The organism is Lysobacter antibioticus, assembly GCF_001442535.1.
Taxonomy (GTDB): domain Bacteria; phylum Pseudomonadota; class Gammaproteobacteria; order Xanthomonadales; family Xanthomonadaceae; genus Lysobacter; species Lysobacter antibioticus.
In genome coordinates this window covers 515,743-533,665 of sequence record NZ_CP013141.1, presented here as the reverse complement: position 1 = coordinate 533,665, position 17,923 = coordinate 515,743, and the positions used below count along the sequence as shown (strand labels likewise).

The following is a 17,923-nucleotide window of genomic DNA, read 5'->3' as shown; positions in this document are numbered from 1 at the left end:
GGTTAGCCCTAGGTCTCGGGAGTCGGGAATCGGGAATCGGGAATCGGGAGTCGGGAGTCGGGAGTCGGGAATCGAGAGTTGGGAGTTGGGAGTTGGGAGTTGGGAGTCCGAGAGCGAAACAGGGGGGCGGGAGTTGGAGGGAGGTCAACCTTCGGCCCAGGCGCGCGGTCGCCGGGCTGCGTTATGGTCGGGGTTCACCTGGAGAGGCCCCGCATGTCCCGACCGATCACCGCGCCACGCCGCGGCCTGGCGCTGCTCGCCCTGGCCTGCGCGCTCGGCCTGCCGCTGTCCGCCCCCGCCGCCGACCGCATCAGCGGCAAGGCCTTCGCCACCCGCAGCGAGGTCTATGCCCCGCACGCGATCGCCGCGACCTCGCACCCGCTGACCACCCAGATCGCGCTCGACGTGATGAAGGCCGGCGGCAGCGCAGTCGATGCCGCCATCGCCGCCAACGCCGCGCTTGGTCTGATGGAGCCGACCGGCAACGGCATCGGCGGCGATCTGTTCGCGATCGTGTGGGACCCGAAAACCCAGAAGCTCTACGGCTACAACGGCTCGGGCCGTTCGCCCAAGTCGCTGACCCTGGCCGAGTTCCAAAAGCGCGGGCTCAAGGACATTCCGCCGCACGGCCCGCTGCCGGTGACCGTACCCGGCACCGTCGACGGCTGGTTCGCCCTGCACGAACGCTTCGGCCGCAAGCCGATGGCCGAGAACCTGGCGCCGGCGATCCGCTATGCGCGCGACGGCCATCCGGTGCACGAGGTCATCGCCTATTACTGGAACGCCTCGGTGCCGCGCTTGTCGAAGTGGCCGGGCTTCAAGGAGCAGTTCACCATCGACGGCCGCGCCCCGCGCACCGGCGAGATGTGGAAGAACCCGAACCTCGCCAGCACCCTGGAGCAGATCGCGAAGGGCGGGCGCGATGCGTTCTACAAGGGCGAGATCGCCCACACCATCGACGCCTATTTCAAGGCCAACGACGGTTTCCTGAGTTACGACGACCTCGCCGCCCATCGCGGCGAGTGGGTCGAACCGGTCAGCACCAACTACCGCGGCTACGACGTCTGGGAACTGCCGCCGAACGGCCAGGGCATCGCCGCACTGCAGATCCTCAACCTGCTCGAACCCTACGACCTGAAGTCCTACGGCTTCGGCAGCGTCGAGCACCTGCACCTGTTCACCGAGGCCAAGAAGCTCGCCTTCGCCGACCGCGCGCGCTGGTACGCCGACCCGGCGTTCTCGAAGTCGCCGGTCGCGAAATTGATTTCCAAGGACTACGCCGCGCAACGGCGCAAGCTGATCTCGATGGACAAGGCCCTGCGCGAAGTGCAGCCGGCGACACCGAAGGAACTCGACGAAGGCGACACCATCTATATGACCGTCGCCGATGCCGACGGCATGATGGTGTCGCTGATCCAGTCCAACTACCGCGGCATGGGCAGCGGCATGGCACCGCCGGGCCTGGGCTTCATCTTCCAGGACCGCGGCGAGCAGTTCGTGCTCAAGCAAGGCCATCCCAATTCGTTCGCGCCGGGCAAGCGGCCGTTCCACACCATCATCCCCGCGTTCGTGACCAAGGACGGCAAACCCTGGCTGTCGTTCGGGGTGATGGGCGGGGCGATGCAGCCGCAGGGCCATGCCCAGATCGTGATCAACCTGATCGACTTCGGCATGAACCTGCAGGAAGCCGGCGACGCCCCGCGTCTGCAGCACGACGGTTCCACCGAACCGGCCGGCCAGGCCACGGTCATGAGCGACGGCGGCGAACTCGACCTGGAGACCGGCTTCAGCTACGAGACCGTGCGCGAGCTGATGCGCCGCGGCCACAGCGTGCGCTTCGCCCACGGCCCTTACGGCGGCTACCAGGCGATCATGGTCAACCCCCACGGCGGCTACGTCGGCGCCAGCGAATCGCGCAAGGACGGCCAAGCCGCGGGCTACTGAGAAGGCGCCGGCTTCAAGGGTAGGAGCGACGCAAGTCGCGACCGCGCAACCTCATGAACCGGCGCAGTCGCGGCTCGCGCCGCTCCTACCCAAAAACATCGCCGCGCGATTGACAGCGCCGACCGTGCTATCGAACACTATTCGCGCGGCGTCGCCACGACGCCGCGCACCAGTTGCGGATCGCCCCCGGGCCATCCGCAGTCCGGACCGAGGGGTGCTGCGACGGAACCGACGCGTTCCGCCACGCTCGATCCGCGATGCCGAGACAAGGGCGCCCTCCCGATCATGGAGGCGTCATGCCCGTTGTTTCCCACACCGCGTCCGACGACGCGAACATCCATCCCGGTGCCGCGATCGGCGCCATCAGCGCTGCGTCGCCGAACGGCTTCCAGCTCGCCCTGGTCACCTCGACCGTCTACGCCGAGTTCCATCCCGACGACGCCGGTCTCGTCGACGCCCTGCGCGGGCACGGCATCGAGCCGGTCGCCTGCGTCTGGAACGACCCGGCGGTGGACTGGACCCGCTTCGATGCCGTCCTGGTCCGCACCACCTGGGACTATTTCCGCCACTACGACGACTTCCTCGCCTGGTACGACCAGATCGAAACCCTCGGCCTGCCGATCGCCAACGAACTGCCCTTGCTGCGCTGGAACAGCAACAAGCGCTACCTGCTCGAACTCGCCGCTCGCGATGTCGCGATCATCCCGACCGTGTCGGCGCCCGGCGATGCGCTCGCCGAGGCGGTCGCGCCCATGTCCGGCCAGGACGTGGTGATCAAGCCCACGGTCAGCGGCGGCGCCTGGCATACCATGCGCGGCCGGGTCGGCGAGGCCGCCTTCGCCGAGTTGCTCGCGGCGCTGCCGCGCGATCTCGATTATCTGGTGCAGCCGTTCATGCCCGAGATCGTCGCCGAGGGCGAGTGGTCGCTGATGTTCTTCGACGGCCACTACAGCCACGCCGTGCTCAAGAAACCCAGCGCCGGCGATTACCGCGTGCAGACCGATTTCGGCGGCAGTGCGAGCTTGACCGAGCCCGACCCGGCGATTCTCGCCGCGGCCCGGCACGCGCTCGACGCCGTGGCCGCCCTGGGCTATCGCGACCAGGCCTATGTGCGCGTGGACGGGGTGATGACCGCCGACGGCTTCCGCCTGATGGAACTGGAATTCATCGAACCCTTCCTGCACTTCGCCGCATATCCGCCGGCGGCGGAGATGTTCGCCGCACAACTGGCGCGACGCTGGCCGAGCGTGCGCGAATCGGCGACGCTCGCCGCCGGATAAGCTTCTGCATCGCGCCGCCGCGAGGCGGCGCAACGGAGTCCGCATGCCCCCCGCAAGCACCGAATCCTTGTTCTCCTACGGCACCTTGCAACAGACCGGCGTGCAGCAGGCCACCTTCGGCCGTCTGCTCCAAGGCGAGGCCGACGCCTTGGTCGGTTATCGCCGCACGATGGTGAAGATCGAAGACGCGCAGGTCGTCGCCACCAGCGGCGAGGCCTATCACCCGATCCTCGAAGCCAGCGGCGACCCGCACGACCGCGTCGAAGGCATGGTGTTCGCGATCACCGCCGAGGAACTGGCCCATGCCGACGCCTACGAAGTGGACGACTACGAACGTGTGCAGGCCGAGTTGGCGTCGGGGCGGCGCGCGTGGGTGTACGTGAAACGCCGCGACTGAAGCGGCGGCCGGCGCTTGATCGGTGGACCGGTCAAGCGCTCGCCGCGAAGCCGCGCAGCAAGACCATCGCGGCGACGACCGCCGCGACCATCAACACCGCGATTCCGAGCGCGCGCCGTGAACCGCTGCGCGGCGCTGCCGGCGTAGGCGCCGCGGCCACAATGCCAGGACGAAGCCTTGATGGCGTCTGCGGCGGCGAGTACCGCGCCTCGTCCTCCGGTCGCGCGAACTCGGCCAGATAACCTTCGTATTCGGGGCCGTCCTGGAACAGTTCCGGCCGCGGCCGCGGATTGACGAAGAACCAATTGCCGGCCTGATCGTAGGCGTCGTAGCCGGGGCGATACATGCGCGAGGCGCGCATCGCCGCGTCGGGCTCGACCGGTACGGCGCTGCCGACCTGGATCAGCATAGCCCGCCAGCCCTCGAGCGCCTGCGGCGAATCCGCTTCGACGCAGGCCTCCTCGTAATTGCCGTTGCCCAGGCCGACGATCAAGGCGAAGGCGAGCTTCGGATGATCGAGCGCGAACCGATGCGCCTGCGGCCGCTGTCGCTGCGCGCCTTGCCAGTGCCTGCACCAATCGATTACTAACAAACGCATCGCCGCCCCTCGTGGTCCTTGCCAGCCCCCTCAGTCCGCCGCGACCGTGCGCCCACGCGCCCATTCGCGCAGAGCGGTGACTTGTTCACCCATCAATACCGACAAGGGCCGGGTCTGCTTGAGCTCGGCGCGCAACTGGAAATCCGCCAAGGGCGTGTTCGCCGCATGCGCGGCGTACATCGCCGCGACGATGGCCTGCTCGATCTCGGCGCCGGAAAAACCGTCGCTGGCCTGGGCGAGCCCGGCCAGATCGAACCCTTCCGGCTTCAGCGCGCGCTTGCGCAGATGGCTGGCGAACAATTCCTCGCGCACCTCGGCGACCGGCAGGTCGACGAAGAAGATCTCGTCGAAACGGCCCTTGCGCAACAGTTCCGGCGGCAGGGCCTCGATCTGGTTGGCGGTGGCGACCAGGAACAGCCGCGACTTGCGCTCGGCCATCCAGGTCAGCAGATAACCGAGCACGCGCCGCGACACTCCGCCGTCGCTGTCGCCGCCGTCGCCGGCCAGACCTTTCTCGATCTCGTCGATCCACAGCACCGCCGGCGACAACTGCTCGGCCGAACTCAGCGCCGCGCGCAGGTTTTTCTCGGTCTCGCCGTGGAACTTGTCGTACAGGGTGCCGAAGTCCAGGCGCACCAGCGGCACGCCGAAGCCGGCCGCAACCGCCTTGGCGATCATCGACTTGCCGCAGCCCTGTACGCCGAGCAGCAGGATGCCCTTCGGCGGGTCGAGCCCCGGCGGCGCATCGCCGCTGACGAACACGCCGCGGCGCTGTTCGATCCAGCGCTTGATCCGGCGCGCGCCGGCGACCTCGCTCATGCGCGCACTGTCGTATTCGTAATGCAGGTGGCCGGAACGGTTGAGCAGCTCGAACTTGAGCTTGGCCAGCTCGGGCAGGTCGTCCGGGCCGATGGCGCCGTCGCGGAAGATCAGGTGGCGCGCGATCCTCCGCGCGTCGACCGGGTCCAGGCCCTGCAGGTTGCGCACGATCTGCTTGACCACGTCGGCATCGCTTTCGACCCGACGCCCGCCGTGCTCGCGCATGTAGTTCTCGGCTTCCTCGCGCACCAGCTTGAGCAGGGCATTGGCGTCCGGCAGGCTCGGCCGGTGGCGCACCGCCAGCGATTCCAGGTCCGGCGGCAACTCCACCTTGTGTCCGATCAACACCAGCACGTGCGGCTGGCAACCGCGGCGCTGGACGATCTCGCGCAACTGGCGCTGAGTGCTGGCGTAGCCCAGGTAAGGGTGCGCATCGAACATCAGGTAGATGCCGCGCTGGTCGGCGTCGCGGATCGACTGCAAGGTGTTGGAGATGTCCGGCGCGACCTCGGTCTCTTCGTCGTCGCGGTCGAAATCGACCCGGCGCAGGCCTTCGGTGATCGACCAGCGGTACAGCGCCCGCCACACGTTCATCAGCACCTGGCGGAACAGCTCGATCACCCGCGACTCGTCGCGGGTCTCGATCACGATCAATGCGGTGTTGGCGCGGATCAGCGCCGTCAGGTCTTGCAGTTCGCTCATGGGGCCGTTCTTCCGTGGACGCGACATGATACGGCGCGCGGATGGGCGGCTTCCTAAAAGCGAGAGCAAATCCCCCGCGCCCGCTGCGCGGGCACCGCCCCTTTGCCAGAGGGGGCAACCGCCGACACCACCGCAGCAAGCACGCATCGAACGCGAGCCCTGCGCGCCCCACCCGATGCACTTCCCCCCTTTGGAAAAGAGGGCCAGGGGGGATTTGCTCTTGCTCTTGCTTCCAACCCATCTCACCAGGCAAACCGCCCGCCACCCTCGTCTAACCCGAAAGCCGTCTTGAGCCCGCGCCGCGCAACCGCGACCATGCCCTACCGTCCGACGTTCGCGGTCCCATCCATGGCTTTCGACGCCTTCGCCCTGGTGCTGGCCATGCTGGCGCTGGGTTACCTGTTCCAGCGCTCGCGCGTGTTGCCCGACAACGCCGCGCAGACCTTGAACCTGGTCGTGCTCTACGTCTGCCTGCCGGCGGCGGTGTTGCGCTACGCGCCGCGCCTGCACCTGGAGCCGGCCTTGCTCGGCATCGCCGCGGTGCCGTGGCTGCTGCTGGCCGCGACCGTGCCCTGCGTCGGCGCGTTGTCGCGCTGGTTGAAGTTCCGTCGCGACGAGCATGCGGTGCTGCTGCTCACCGTCGCCCTCGGCAACACCAGCTTTCTCGGTTACCCGCTGACCCGCGCCCTGATCGGCGAAGACGCCTTGCCGTATGCGGTGGTCTACGACCAGTTCGGCGCCTTCCTGATGCTGTCGACCTTCGGCCTGTGGGTGCTGGCGCGCTACGGCGGCGACCAGCGGCCCAGCGCCGCCGACATGCTGCGCCGGATCGTGCGCTTCCCGCCGCTGTGGGCCTTGTCGATCGGCTTCACGGTGATGCCGGTCGAGCCGCCGGGCTGGATCGCCGGCGGCCTGCAACGCCTGTCCGACGCCCTGTTGCCCCTGGCGATGCTGACCATCGGCCTGTCGGTGAAGCTGGCCCTGCCGCGCGACGAACTCAAGCCGCTGCTGTCTGGCCTGGCGCTGAAATTGGCGCTGATGCCGGCCCTGGCCTGGGCCCTGGTGCCGCTGCTCGGCCTGCACGGCGCGATGGCCCGCACCACCGTGCTCGAATCGGCGATGCCGCCGATGGTCACCGCCGGCGCCCTGGCCATCGCCCACCAACTCGCCCCGCGCCTGGCCGCGGCGATGGTCGGTTACGGCCTGCTGCTGTCGCTGCTGACCTTGCCGTTGTGGGCGCGCATCGCCCTGAGCTAATCGGAAGCCGGGCTGATCACAAGGCGGTCGTGACCGCCTGCCGCGAGCCGACATTCGGCCGCGGATCGAACCAACCCGTGATGGCCCCCGCCACACCCCCGGTGTACGCTGCGGTTTCCATCCGGAGGGAGCTCGCATGAAGACCGTGCTGGTGGCCAGTTCGAAGGGCGGCGTCGGCAAGACCACGATCGCCACCCACCTTGCCGCCCAGGCGGCCCTCGATGGCCTGCGCACGGCCTTGATCGATGCCGATCCCCAGGGGTCCTCGACCCGCTGGGCGGAGCGCCGCTCGGTCCTGGAGAGCGCGGTCCTGCCGCTCGACGGCACCCGCCGCAAGGCCTGGCGCAAGAGCCTGCCCGACGACGCCCAACGTACGGTGATCGATGCACCAGCCGGCGCGATGGCCGACGATCTGGAAAGTTTCCTGGAGATCGCCGACGCGGTGCTGGTGCCGATCCAGCCCTCGACCCTCGACATCGAAGCGACCGTGCCCTTCCTCGACACCCTGGCCCAGCACCCGCGGGTGCGCCGCGGCCAGCTCCGCGTCGGTCTGGTCGGCAACAAGCTCAAGCCCTGGACCAACGCCTCGCAGCAGGCCATCGAGCTGCTGCGCGAATGGCCCTACCCGGTGGTCGGGCAGATCCGCGACAGCCAGGCCTATGTGGTCATGACCGCGCTCGGCAAGAGCCTGTTCGACTACCACTCCGCACAGATCCGCGAACACCAGGCCGATTGGCAGCCGCTGCTGAAGTGGATCCGGAAATAGGCGCCGCCGCGTCGGCCGCGGTCGGCGCCGACGCTACCCTTATTCCGATCCGACAGGCATCCTCCTACCGTCGCTCTTCGCACGTCGCAACGATTCGTCCAGCCTTCGCGCGCCTGTCGTTTCCGACCCCGCTTTCACCTCCGCCGCCAGAACTGCCCACTCCATGCGCGAATTGATCCTGCTCCGCCACGCCCACGCCGAGCCGGCCGCCCAAGGCCAGGCCGACCTCGACCGCCCCCTCTCCGCCGAAGGCCTGGCCGAAGCCGAGGCCGCCGGCCGCTGGCTCGCCGAGAACAAACTGGTCCCGGACTGCGTGCTGTGCTCGCCCTCGCGGCGAACCCGCGAGACCCTGGAAGCCGTGCTCGGCGCGATCGGCTATGTCGAACAGCGCATCGAGCCGTCGGTCTACGACGCGACGCCCGGTACGCTGATCGGCCTGGCCGACACCCACATCGAAGCCGAGCGGCTGATGCTGGTCGGCCACAACCCGGGCCTGGAACGCTTGGCCGCGCTGCTGCACAGCGGCCAGTCCGGCGATTACCGCGGCATGCCGCCGGGCGGGATCGCCGTATTGAGCGTGCCGGTCGGCACCGGACTGGAACCGGGAGTGGCCCAGCTCAGCGCTTTTTGGTGGCCGTGAGCCAGGTGCGGCCGGCGCCGTCGCGCTGGCGGCGCCTTCGCAGTCGGGTCGTCGCCGGTGCCGCCTTCGCGGCCGCGTTCGCCTGGCCGGCCTGGGCGCAACCGACGTTCCAGGTGTTCGACCCCGACCACACCCGTTTCAGCTTCGAGCTGCGCACGCGCTGGGGCCAGAAGGTCGCCGGCGTGTTTCCGCGTTACGACGGCGAGGTCAGCACCCTCGCCGACGGCCGTCATCAGGTGCGGATCCGCCTGGCGACCGCCGCGGTGCAGCTCGGCGACTCCGAGCGCTACACCCGCCTCGCCCGCGGCGAGCGCTTCTTCAATGCCCCGCTGTATCCCTACATCGAGTTCCTGTCCGAACCGCATGCGCCCGACCTGGTGCGCACCGGCGGTGCCCTGCGCGGCAAACTGACCCTGCACGGGGTCAGCCGCATGGAAACCTTCGTGCTCAGCGCGCCGGCCTGCGCCCGTCCCGGCGAAGACTGCGACGCCATCGCCCAGGGCAGCGTCAGCCGCTACGACTACCGTCTCGACGGCTGGCAGCTCGCGCTCGGCGACCGGGTCCGCTTCACCATGCAGGTCCGGCTCAAGCCGGGCGTGTTCAAGCACCACGAAGCCAAGCCGGCCGAGAGCCGCTCCAATGAGGGCCGCTCCAATGAAAGCCGCCCGGCCGACGGCCGGGTTCCGGAACGAAAGGAGTCTTTGCGTTGAATGCGGTACCGCGCGGCCTGACGGCCCTGCTCGTCCTGACCTTGTCGGCCTGCGCCACGCTGAGCCCGGCGCAGCGCGATCGCGCCAGCCAAATCGCCGCGCAGGCGCGCTCCAACCAGATCGACTGCGACGCCGCCGACGCCTGCGCGCAACCCTCGCCGCTGCGCGAGCTGGGCAGCAAGGCCCTGGCCGCTTCGACCCCGGAGCAGCCGCGCCATTACGCGGTGATCCTCGACCGCGGCCCGGACGCCCTGCTCGCTCGCATCGACCTGATCCGCGGCGCCACCCATACCCTCGACCTGCAGACCTACATCTACGACGAGGACGACGCCGGCAAGCTCGTGCTCGACGAACTGCTCGCCGCCGCACGCCGCGGCGTGCGCGTGCGCCTGCTGATGGACCAGCTCGCGGCGCTGCGCCACATCGACACCCTGGCCGCGCTGTCCGGCGCCCACGTCAATCTGGAAGTGCGGCTGTACAACCCGGTGCTGCACCGCGCCCGCATCACCTACCCGCAGTACGTGCTGGCCGCGGCCTGCTGCTGGCGCCGGCTCAACCAGCGCATGCACACCAAGCTGTTGCTCGCCGACGGCCGGGTCGGCATCGCCGGCGGCCGCAACTACCAGGACGACTATTACGACTGGGACGACGAATACAACTTCCGCGACCGCGACGTACTCGTCGCCGGCCCGGTCGCCGACGTTATGGGCACCGACTTCGAACTGTTCTGGAGCGACCGCCGCAGCGTCCCGGTCGAACGCCTCAGCGACGTCGGCCGGCGCCTGATCTCCGACGGCGTGCCGGCCCTGCCGAAGACCGAATTCGAGCGCCCAAAGCGCGCCCAGGCCATGCTCAACGATGCCGCCAATGCCGAGACCGTGCGCGAGCGCGTCGCCGCCCACGCCATCGAAGTCGGGCAGGTGCGCTACATCTCCGATACGCCCGACAAGCATCGCGAGAACAGCGACGCCAGCGCGCTGGCGTCGGACTCGCTGCGCAGCCTGATCGCCAATTCGCGCAAGGAAGTGATGCTGCAAACGCCGTACCTGGTGCTGTCGAAGGCCGCGCAGAAATTGTTCAGCGACCTGCACGAACGCCCCGACGCGCCGCGCGTGATCGTCTCCACCAACAGCCTCGCCGCGACCGACGCCTTCATCGCCTACGCCCTGTCGTACAAGTACAAGCGCCGCTACCTGCGCGAGTTCGGCTTCAACATCTACGAGTACAAGCCGTTCCCGGCCGACGCGCCGATCGACATCGCCGCGACCGGCGCGACCCTGCCCGCACTCGGCTTGCCGGGCCTGTCCGAGCAGCAGGAACCGCCGCCGGCGCGGTGGCGGCGCCAGGACCGCAGCAGCGTCGCCTACCCGTACCAGTACCGCCGGCCGCTGTCGCGCGAGTACGTCGCCACGCGTTATGCGCGCCGCCGCAGCAACGAACCGGTGCCGCTCAAGCGCGCCGGCGTGCGCATCGGCATGCACGCCAAGTCGATGGTCATCGACGACCGCATCAGTGTGATCGGCACCCACAACTTCGATCCGCGCGGCGACCACTACAACACCGAGAGCGCGGTAGTGATCGAAGACGAGGCCTTCGCCCGCGCACTCGGCGACAGCATCCGCCGCGACATCGCTCCGGCCAACTCCTGGGTGATCGCGCGCCGCGACAAACCGCCGGTGTTCTCGGGACTGGAGTATTCGATCGCGAAGGTCTCCGAGCACCTGCCCTTGTTCGACCTGTGGCCGGTGCGTTACGCGACCAGCTACGAATTCGTGCCCGGCCCGAACTGCCCGAGCCCGCTGTACCGTACCGACCCGGGCTTCCGCGCCTGCTACAAACCGGTCGGCGATTTCCCCGAGGTCAACCTCGGCGTGAAGAGCCTGACCACGCGCATGTTCACGGCGTTCGGCGCGGGGCTGGCTCCGATTCTCTGACCCAGGCGCTGCTTGAGCGCCCATGGGCGCCGCCGCTGCGGGACTGATCCGCAGCGGCCGACCCCAACTGCACCGGATTGAACTCGCCCGGCCCGCACGGGTCTGAGTGGGGACGATTCAAGCCCATGGACCGGAGCCTTTCGATGCGTATCGTCGCGTTGCTTGTAAGCGTATTGGGCGTGCTGGCATTCGGCGGCGCGCTCGTTTATTCGTTCGTGCGACCCACCGCGATCGAATCGTTGGCCCGCGACCTGATCCGGGTCGAAGTGGAGCAACGCGTCGGCGAAACCCTGCACACGCTGGACGACAGCACGGTGTCGCGGATCGCCACGCGGATGTCCGAACGCAGCCGTGCGCGCATCGCGCAGATCGGCCAGCAATTGCAAGCCGGGTCGCCGAGATCGCAACGCAGATGCGCGATCCCGACTGCGCCTGCCGCGACCGGATCGAAGCCGGCGCCACCGCGGCGCTGCAGATGCAGCGCGAGCGCCTGCTGGATTCGGACACGCGCCTGACCCGCGCGATCCGCGCCAAGTACATGCAAGTCGCCGACGCCTTGATCCGCGAGTTCCGCATTTTCAGCGCTGCGAATCTGCTGGTGTTCGGACTGCTCGGCGTGGTGACGCTGACCCGGCCTCGCGCCGGCCTGCATTTGCTGCTGCCGACCCTGGTGGTGCTGGGCGCGGCGGCCATCACCGCCTGCTTCTATCTGTTCCAGCAGGACTGGCTGCGCACCGTCGTGTTCGGCGACTACGTGGGTTTGACCTATTTCGTTTACCTGGGGTTGGCGGGCGTTTGGCTGAGCGATATCTCGTTCAATCATGCGCGCCTGACCACCGCGACGATCAACGGTGCCGGCGAAGCGGTCGGCGTGGCGTTCAACCTCGTGGTCTGCTGAAGCCCGCGCGCCGCGCTCACCGACTTATTGGGCCGGAGCGGTCCCCATCGCTCCGCGCGTGCGACGTAAATCGCGCGCCCCGTACTCTCCGCTGCCCCGCTATCTCGTGCCCGGAACGGGTCATGGGCCATTGCCATGGCCGAGGGCCCTGGTCTTCGTGATATGCGCGCAGCCAATCCGGTTTCGGTCCTCTTCGGTTGGTCACATCCGCGCCCTGATCTAGGTCTTCAGTCATAGGTGCGCGACTGCAACCTCCGCGCCCCTCAACACATCTCTATCAACAATCCCGGCGCTTGCAGCCCAGCCGCCGGGGCCCGGAACCCCCACCGGGCACCCCGAAACACCGGGGCATGACTTCCAGCACATAGGCAAGATTGTTTAGGTGTTGTACTTTACCAACACACCGAGTCACTACAGCCCCCCACGACACAGGAAGCCCGCCATGAACGCACAGAACGCCCGCACCGTTACCCCGACCGCCACGACCGCTCCGGCCACCGTCCAGACCGCCCCGACCGTCCGTCACCTGCACCGCCAGCGCGATTTCGGCGTCGGCTACGGCAACAGCAGCGGCTACGCCAGCAACCGCAGCTACGCCAGCAACTGGGTCCAGCCGCGCTTCCGCTTCGCCTGATCGCAGACGTTCGTCCATGGGCCGGCCGAACGCGGTGATGACCTCCCCCTCCTCTTTCCGACCCGGACCGGCGCGCACAGTCCCCACTGTTCAACGCGCGCCGTTCCGGGCTTTTTAGAGGACGCCGGGGTCACCCGACCGCCCGAGCCAATCGCCCAAGCGCCGCCCGAACGCCGCTCCATCGCCTCGCCGCAGCATCCGATGTACGCCCGCAACGCCTGCGAGCCGACGCTCGCGACTGGTCCGACCGCGGCATCGCCGCTATCGTGAGGCGATGAATGCCTCCGACACCGCTCCCTCCGCCGCGCGTCCCCTGTTCCGCGGCCACAACACCGTCGCCGACCTCAACCAGCTCTCGCGCAACACCGCGATGGAGCCCCTCGGCATCGTCTTCACCGAAATCGGCCCGGATTACGTCCGCGGCACCATGCCGGTCGACGCCCGCACCCATCAGCCCTACGGCCTGCTCCACGGCGGCGCCTCGGTCCTGCTCGCCGAGACCCTGGGCAGCAGCGCGGCCAACCTAAGCGTGCCGGAAGGCAAGATGTGCGTCGGCATCGAGATCAACGCCAATCACGTCCGCGGCGTGCGCAGCGGCACCGTCACCGGCACCGCGCGTCCCGTGCACGTCGGCGCCAGCACCCAGGTCTGGGAAATCCGCATCGAGGACGAGGCCGGCAAGCTGGCGTGCATCTCGCGCCTGACCCTGGCCGTGGTACCCAAGCCCTGACCCGGCGAGTAGGCTAGGACCTCATCCGGCGCAGCAGCGCCGGTTTTGCGCTGACTCGCGAGAACCCCGTGCGCCGACCCACCATCAAAGACGTCGCCGAACTGGCCCAGGTCTCGCTGAAGACCGTCTCGCGCGTGATCAACGACGAATCCGGCGTGCGCGCGCGCACCCGCGCCCGCGTCCACGAAGCGATCGCCGAACTCGACTACCGCCCCGACCCGTCGGCGCGCAGCCTGCGCAGCGCGCAGCCGTATGCGCTCGGCGTGGTCTACGACAACCCGAACCCGTACTACATCATCAGCGTGCAGAACGGCGTCCTCGCCGCCTGCCGCGAAACCGGCTACGGCCTGCAGATCCACCCCTGCGATTCGTCCTCGCCGCTGCTCGCCGCCGACCTGATCGACCTGGTCCAGGGCGCGCGCCTGGCCGGCCTGGTGCTGGCGCCGCCGATGTCCGAGCGCATGGAACTGGTCAGCGAACTGGTCGCCCACGGCATCCGCCTGGTGCGCATCGTCTCGGCCGCCGAAGACCCGAAGGACGGCTCGCCCTGCGTCTGGGTCGACGACCGCGACGCCGCCTACGACATCACCGAACACCTGATCCAGCTCGGCCATCAGCGCATCGGCTTCCTGTGGGGCGGCAAATCGCACCGCTCCAGTTGGGAGCGCTACAAGGGCTATGCCCAGGCGCTCAACGACTACGGCATCGCCGAAGACGAAAACCTGGTGCTGCCCGGCGACTACTCCTTCGACGACGGCTTCCGCGGCGCGCGGCGATTGTTCGCCCTGCCCGACCGCCCGACCGCGATCTTCGGCAGCAACGACGAAATCGCCGCCGGCGTACTGGCCGCGGCGAAGTCGAGCGGCATGCACGTGCCCTACGACCTGTCGATCGCCGGCTTCGAAGACAGCCCGTTCTCCAAGCAATCCTGGCCGACCCTGACCACCGCGCGCCAGGCCACCGAAGAGATCGCCCGTCACGCGGCGTATCGCCTGATCGCCGAGTTGCGCCGCGAAGTGGATCAGCCCTTGGAAGTCCCGCCGAACGAAGGCTTCAGCCCGATCCTGGTGGTGCGTGGTTCGACCGCGCCGCCGCGGCCGCTGCAGACGCCGTAAGCCACCGCAACTTCTTCGCAAGTTCCCTCATCGCCCTGCTCTTTCCCCTTTTTGAAAGGGGATCAGGGATTTGCCCGTTGCCGTTGCCGTTGCCGTTGCCGTTGCCGTTGCCGTAAAGATTTTGCGGTTGCCGTGCGCCGTCTCGGGCTAGCGAAGGCAATAGAAGACCCGGAGGGCGGCGCGCAGGGATGCGCGCCGTTTTTCATCGGGACAGGGATGTCCCGTATGAAAAATCCCCGCGAATGCACCGCTCGTGCGGGCCTGTGATTCAAAACAAAAGCATTTTTCTTTGGTGTGCACTGTCTAACCTCAAGCGCATCACCCACCCTTGAGGTCAGCGCATGGGAACCCAGTACAGCCACTTCAGCGCCGAAGAACGCGGTGTGCTCATGGCCATGAAGCAGCATGGCCATAGCGGCCGCGCTATCGCCCGAATGTTGGGGCGTGCCGATAGCAGCGTGTCGCGCGAATTGGCCCGCAATGGGGTGCGTACGCCGGGGCCCACCCCGGCGCTGGGTCGACCCCGGCGAGGCTATGATGCGGTTCGTGCTGGCGAACGGGCGCGGCGCTTGCGCCGTCGAGCGCGACGCGAGCGCAAGCTGAGCGCCGACAGTGCCTTGTGGCTGGAGGTGCAGCGGCGACTGGCACGTTATTGGTCGCCACGTCAGATCAGCCAGGGACTGCGCGAAGAATATCCTGACCGACCGGAGTGGCGGGTGTCGCACGAGACCATCTATACGGCGATTTATGCCATGCCCCGTGGCCCCATTCGGCGGGAGCTGACTCGTTTACTGAAGCAGCAGCGCGCTGCCCGCCATTCGTCCGCACGGGGCCCGGAGCGGCGCGGTCGGATGCTGGATGTGCAGAGTATTCACCTGCGTCCGCCCGCCGCCACCGAACGCCTGGTGCCCGGCCACTGGGAAGGCGATTTCCTGGTCGGCGCACGCAACGCTTCGGCGATCGGCGTGCTGGTGGACCGCAAGACCCTGTTCACGGTGCTGGCGCGGATGCGTGGTTGCACGGCCGCTGACGCGCTGGAGGGATTCAGCCGGGTGCTGCGTCGTTTGCCGCTATCGGCGAGGCAGACGCTGACCTACGACCAGGGCAAGGAGATGGCGCTGCATCGGGTATTGACCCAGCGCACCAACGTATCGGTCTACTTCGCTGACCCAAGCAGTCCTTGGCAGCGCGGCATCTGCGAGAACACCAACGGTCTGCTCCGGCAATATTTTCCGAAGGGCACCGATCTGTCGGGCTACACGCAACGGCAATTGGATCGAATCGCTCATGAGTTCAACACGCGGCCACGGGCGTCGTTGGGCTATCAATTCCCGGCGGTGGTGTTCTTGCGTGAGCTGGGCATGCCTGAGTTAGCCGCGAAGGTTCGTCAGAGTGTTTTCGACTCGTTTGCTGCACTTAGACGTTGACAGTGCAGTGACTTTCTTTTGTTGCTTTAGACAAAAGAAAGTTACCCGCCGCTTTAGTGGCGGAAGCTTTTAGCGTTTGATCTTGCTTCGGAGATACGCAGCAAGACCGACGTAGCGCGGTCGCTGCTTGTGACCGAAGGAAATCCAGCAGGACGCCGCTCCTATCCTGGCAGGGCCGTTGCCGTTGCCGTTGCCGTTGCCGTTGCCCGCAAAGATTTTGCGGTTGCCGTGCGCCGTCTCGGGCTAGCGAAGGCAATAGAAGACCCGGAGGGCGGCGCGCAGGGATGCGCGCCGTTTTTCATCGGGACAGGGATGTCCCGTATGAAAAATCCCCGCGAATGCACCGCTCGCGCGGGCCCTTGACTCAAAGAAAAGCAACTTCTTTGGTTAGCTTTGACCGAAGGGAATCCAGACGGACTTTTGTTGCTTTAGACAAAAGAAAGTAACCCGCCGCTTTAGTGGCGGAAGCTTTTGGCGTTTGATCCGGACCTTGCTCGAAGGAGGCGCCGCAAGACCATCGCAGCGCGGTCGCGGCTTGCGCCGCTCCTACCCTGGCGAAAGCGCGTCGCTTCGACGAATAGCGACGGCTTCGTTACCTCTGCGCATCCCGTGGTCGCGACTCACGTCGCTCCTACAGGAAAGATGTCGCAACAGTGGCGGCAAAAGCGTCGCCGACAAAACCACGCATCAACCGCGTAATGCCACCGCCTCGCGCGCCAGCGCCTCCACCTTGCCCCAATCGCCGGCCTTTACCGCCGCCGCAGGCGCCACCCAGGACCCGCCCACGCAAGGCACGTTCTTGAGCGCCAGGTATTCGTGCGCGTTGTGCACGCCGATGCCGCCGGTCGCGCAGAAGCGCAGTTCCGGCAGCGGGCCGCCGATCGCTTTCAACGCCGTGGCGCCGCCGATCGATTCGGCCGGGAAGAACTTGAGTTGGGTGTAGCCATGCTCGAACAAGGCCATCGCTTCCGAAGCGGTGGCCACGCCCGGCAGCCACGGCAGGTCGATGTCACGCGCGGCCGCGATCAGGCCCGGCGCGCTGCCCGGCGACACCGCGAAGGTCGCGCCGGCCTTGAGCGCATCGGTAAAATCGGACGGTTTGCGCACGCTGCCGACGCCGACCGCGGCACCTTCGACTTCGGCGGCGATCGCGCGTACCGCGTCGAGCGCCACCGCGGTGCGCAGGGTCACCTCGATCGCCGGCAAACCGCCGGCGACCAGCGCGCGCGCCAACGGCACCGCGTCTTTCAATTCATCGATCACCAACACCGGCACCACCGGCGCCAGGGCCAACACGGCGGCGACGCGCGCCTGCAGATCCTGCATCGAACTCATTGCCTCACTCCTGTCGTTCGCTGCCTCGCGCTCAAGCGCGCGCAGCCACTTCGTCGATATGCCTGAGCAGGTCGGCCGGGTCTTCGTAGACACGGAACGCGCCGGCGCGTTCGAGTTCTTCCTGGCCGTAGCCACCCGACAGCAGACCCACGCCGAGCGAACGCGCGCGACGCGCGGCGAGCAGATCCCAGATGCTGTCGCCGACCACGATCGAATGTTCGATGTCGGCGCCGAGTTTGTCGGCGGCGGCCAGGAACAGGTCCGGGTCGGGCTTGGCGTGCTTGACCATGTCGCGGGTGATCACCGGGGTGACCTCGGGATCGACGCCGAGTGCGACCAGGTTATGGCGCGCGGTTTCCATGCGGCCGCTGGTGGCGATCGCCCACGGAATCCGATTCTCGGTCAGATAAGCGAGCAGCTCGACCGCGCCCGGCAGCGGACGGATCTGGGTCGCCTGCCGGCCATAGGCCTCGGCATGCAGGCGGTGCAGACGCTCGATGCGCTCGGGGGTGATGTCGATCCCGGTCTCGCGCAGCAGGATGTTGGTGAACAAGCCGCCGCTCATGCCGATCTTGCGGTGGATGCGCCACACCGACAGCGGAATGCCGTCGGCATCGAGCGCCTGCTTCCAGGCGAGCACGTGCTGGTAGACGCTGTCGACGAGGGTGCCGTCGAGGTCGAACAGGAAAGTGGTGGGTGCGGGAGCGGGCATGAGGGACCAGGGTTGGGAATTAGGA

At 67.7% G+C, this 17,923-nt stretch carries 18 protein-coding genes and 1 riboswitch; of the genes, 14 read left to right on the top strand and 4 right to left on the bottom strand.

Translation table 11 applies throughout. The annotated features are described in order from the left end of the window. Nucleotides 1-213 precede the first annotated feature (213 nt). The 3 genes from ggt to GLA29479_RS02210 all read left to right on the top strand — a co-directional run bounded on the left by ggt (nucleotide 214) and on the right by GLA29479_RS02210 (nucleotide 3,621). Entirely contained in the window at nucleotides 214-1,944 is a 1,731-nt protein-coding gene (gene ggt / locus GLA29479_RS02220; protein WP_057970649.1) for a gamma-glutamyltransferase, read from the top strand. A gap of 203 nt (nucleotides 1,945-2,147) precedes the next feature. Further along, nucleotides 2,148-2,228, top strand: a riboswitch (S-adenosyl-L-homocysteine riboswitch). 12 nt (nucleotides 2,229-2,240) lie between these two features. Continuing rightward, entirely contained in the window at nucleotides 2,241-3,224 is a 984-nt protein-coding gene (locus GLA29479_RS02215; RefSeq protein ID WP_248842785.1) for an ATP-grasp domain-containing protein, read from the top strand. Between the two features lie 43 nt (nucleotides 3,225-3,267). Continuing rightward, nucleotides 3,268-3,621: a gamma-glutamylcyclotransferase family protein gene (locus GLA29479_RS02210; protein ID WP_057970648.1), complete on the top strand. Its 354-nt coding sequence runs from the start codon at nucleotides 3,268-3,270 to the stop codon at nucleotides 3,619-3,621. Between the two features lie 31 nt (nucleotides 3,622-3,652). On the opposite strand, the gene GLA29479_RS02205 is transcribed toward GLA29479_RS02210, so the two are convergent. Both GLA29479_RS02205 and GLA29479_RS02200 read right to left on the bottom strand, forming a co-directional pair. Further along, on the bottom strand, nucleotides 3,653-4,219 hold the full coding sequence (locus tag GLA29479_RS02205; RefSeq protein WP_057970647.1) for a hypothetical protein: 567 nt from the start codon (nucleotides 4,217-4,219) through the stop codon (nucleotides 3,653-3,655). A 30-nt stretch (nucleotides 4,220-4,249) separates the two neighbouring features. Continuing rightward, entirely contained in the window at nucleotides 4,250-5,740 is a 1,491-nt protein-coding gene (locus tag GLA29479_RS02200) for an AAA family ATPase (RefSeq protein WP_057919526.1), read from the bottom strand. 348 nt (nucleotides 5,741-6,088) lie between these two features. Between GLA29479_RS02200 and GLA29479_RS02195 the strand changes: the two genes are divergently transcribed. From GLA29479_RS02195 to GLA29479_RS02150, 11 genes are all read left to right on the top strand, one after another. After that, the gene (locus GLA29479_RS02195) at nucleotides 6,089-6,997 is read left to right on the top strand and encodes an AEC family transporter (protein WP_057970646.1); all 909 of its coding nucleotides are present in this window, start codon (nucleotides 6,089-6,091) and stop codon (nucleotides 6,995-6,997) included. Between the two features lie 136 nt (nucleotides 6,998-7,133). Beyond that, nucleotides 7,134-7,763, top strand: a complete 630-nt coding sequence (locus tag GLA29479_RS02190) for a ParA family protein (protein ID WP_057919529.1) — start codon at nucleotides 7,134-7,136, stop codon at nucleotides 7,761-7,763. A 163-nt stretch (nucleotides 7,764-7,926) separates the two neighbouring features. Continuing rightward, nucleotides 7,927-8,403 (top strand): SixA phosphatase family protein, encoded by a 477-nt coding sequence (locus GLA29479_RS02185; RefSeq protein WP_031373099.1) that lies wholly within the window; start codon nucleotides 7,927-7,929, stop codon nucleotides 8,401-8,403. Then, nucleotides 8,394-9,113 carry a YceI family protein gene (locus GLA29479_RS02180; protein WP_169795603.1) on the top strand — a complete coding sequence of 240 codons (720 nt, stop codon included), beginning with the start codon at nucleotides 8,394-8,396 and terminating at the stop codon, nucleotides 9,111-9,113. Before GLA29479_RS02185 ends, GLA29479_RS02180 begins: the two co-directional genes overlap by 10 nt. Beyond that, nucleotides 9,110-11,047 (top strand): phospholipase D family protein, encoded by a 1,938-nt coding sequence (locus tag GLA29479_RS02175; RefSeq protein WP_057970644.1) that lies wholly within the window; start codon nucleotides 9,110-9,112, stop codon nucleotides 11,045-11,047. The genes GLA29479_RS02180 and GLA29479_RS02175 overlap by 4 nt, the downstream gene beginning before the upstream one ends. A gap of 143 nt (nucleotides 11,048-11,190) precedes the next feature. Then, on the top strand, nucleotides 11,191-11,562 hold the full coding sequence (locus tag GLA29479_RS24235; RefSeq protein ID WP_144436316.1) for a hypothetical protein: 372 nt from the start codon (nucleotides 11,191-11,193) through the stop codon (nucleotides 11,560-11,562). Continuing rightward, nucleotides 11,460-11,945 carry a hypothetical protein gene (locus tag GLA29479_RS02170; protein ID WP_057970643.1) on the top strand — a complete coding sequence of 162 codons (486 nt, stop codon included), beginning with the start codon at nucleotides 11,460-11,462 and terminating at the stop codon, nucleotides 11,943-11,945. Before GLA29479_RS24235 ends, GLA29479_RS02170 begins: the two co-directional genes overlap by 103 nt. Nucleotides 11,946-12,387: 442 nt before the next feature. Beyond that, on the top strand, nucleotides 12,388-12,579 hold the full coding sequence (locus GLA29479_RS02165) for a hypothetical protein (protein WP_057919533.1): 192 nt from the start codon (nucleotides 12,388-12,390) through the stop codon (nucleotides 12,577-12,579). 370 nt (nucleotides 12,580-12,949) lie between these two features. Beyond that, a complete protein-coding gene (locus GLA29479_RS02160) occupies nucleotides 12,950-13,309 on the top strand; it encodes a hotdog fold thioesterase (RefSeq protein WP_408953896.1) in 360 nt (119 codons plus the stop codon). 68 nt (nucleotides 13,310-13,377) lie between these two features. Beyond that, the gene (locus GLA29479_RS02155; protein ID WP_031373094.1) at nucleotides 13,378-14,424 is read left to right on the top strand and encodes a LacI family DNA-binding transcriptional regulator; all 1,047 of its coding nucleotides are present in this window, start codon (nucleotides 13,378-13,380) and stop codon (nucleotides 14,422-14,424) included. Nucleotides 14,425-14,765: 341 nt separating this feature from the next. Beyond that, on the top strand, nucleotides 14,766-15,851 hold the full coding sequence (locus GLA29479_RS02150) for an IS30 family transposase (RefSeq protein WP_082638210.1): 1,086 nt from the start codon (nucleotides 14,766-14,768) through the stop codon (nucleotides 15,849-15,851). A gap of 687 nt (nucleotides 15,852-16,538) precedes the next feature. Here the strand turns inward: GLA29479_RS02150 and eda are convergent. Together eda and GLA29479_RS02140 are read right to left on the bottom strand one after the other, a co-directional pair. Further along, the gene (gene eda, locus GLA29479_RS02145) at nucleotides 16,539-17,186 is read right to left on the bottom strand and encodes a bifunctional 4-hydroxy-2-oxoglutarate aldolase/2-dehydro-3-deoxy-phosphogluconate aldolase (RefSeq protein WP_057970641.1); all 648 of its coding nucleotides are present in this window, start codon (nucleotides 17,184-17,186) and stop codon (nucleotides 16,539-16,541) included. A gap of 31 nt (nucleotides 17,187-17,217) precedes the next feature. Beyond that, complete coding sequence (locus GLA29479_RS02140; RefSeq protein WP_057970640.1) at nucleotides 17,218-17,898, bottom strand: HAD family hydrolase; 681 nt, start codon at nucleotides 17,896-17,898, stop codon at nucleotides 17,218-17,220. Between the last annotated feature and the right edge of the window lie 25 nt (nucleotides 17,899-17,923).

Coding starts and splice junctions, on each gene's coding strand:
- ggt (WP_057970649.1), top strand. CDS start 214: ATGTCCCGACCGATCACCGCGCCACGCCGCGGCCTGGCGCTGCTCGCC.
- GLA29479_RS02170 (WP_057970643.1), top strand. CDS start 11,460: ATGCGCGATCCCGACTGCGCCTGCCGCGACCGGATCGAAGCCGGCGCC.
- GLA29479_RS02205 (WP_057970647.1), bottom strand. CDS start 4,219: ATGCGTTTGTTAGTAATCGATTGGTGCAGGCACTGGCAAGGCGCGCAG.
- GLA29479_RS02215 (WP_248842785.1), top strand. CDS start 2,241: ATGCCCGTTGTTTCCCACACCGCGTCCGACGACGCGAACATCCATCCC.
- GLA29479_RS02195 (WP_057970646.1), top strand. CDS start 6,089: ATGGCTTTCGACGCCTTCGCCCTGGTGCTGGCCATGCTGGCGCTGGGT.
- GLA29479_RS02210 (WP_057970648.1), top strand. CDS start 3,268: ATGCCCCCCGCAAGCACCGAATCCTTGTTCTCCTACGGCACCTTGCAA.
- GLA29479_RS02190 (WP_057919529.1), top strand. CDS start 7,134: ATGAAGACCGTGCTGGTGGCCAGTTCGAAGGGCGGCGTCGGCAAGACC.
- GLA29479_RS24235 (WP_144436316.1), top strand. CDS start 11,191: ATGCGTATCGTCGCGTTGCTTGTAAGCGTATTGGGCGTGCTGGCATTC.
- GLA29479_RS02185 (WP_031373099.1), top strand. CDS start 7,927: ATGCGCGAATTGATCCTGCTCCGCCACGCCCACGCCGAGCCGGCCGCC.
- GLA29479_RS02150 (WP_082638210.1), top strand. CDS start 14,766: ATGGGAACCCAGTACAGCCACTTCAGCGCCGAAGAACGCGGTGTGCTC.
- eda (WP_057970641.1), bottom strand. CDS start 17,186: ATGAGTTCGATGCAGGATCTGCAGGCGCGCGTCGCCGCCGTGTTGGCC.
- GLA29479_RS02165 (WP_057919533.1), top strand. CDS start 12,388: ATGAACGCACAGAACGCCCGCACCGTTACCCCGACCGCCACGACCGCT.
- GLA29479_RS02140 (WP_057970640.1), bottom strand. CDS start 17,898: ATGCCCGCTCCCGCACCCACCACTTTCCTGTTCGACCTCGACGGCACC.
- GLA29479_RS02200 (WP_057919526.1), bottom strand. CDS start 5,740: ATGAGCGAACTGCAAGACCTGACGGCGCTGATCCGCGCCAACACCGCA.
- GLA29479_RS02160 (WP_408953896.1), top strand. CDS start 12,950: ATGGAGCCCCTCGGCATCGTCTTCACCGAAATCGGCCCGGATTACGTC.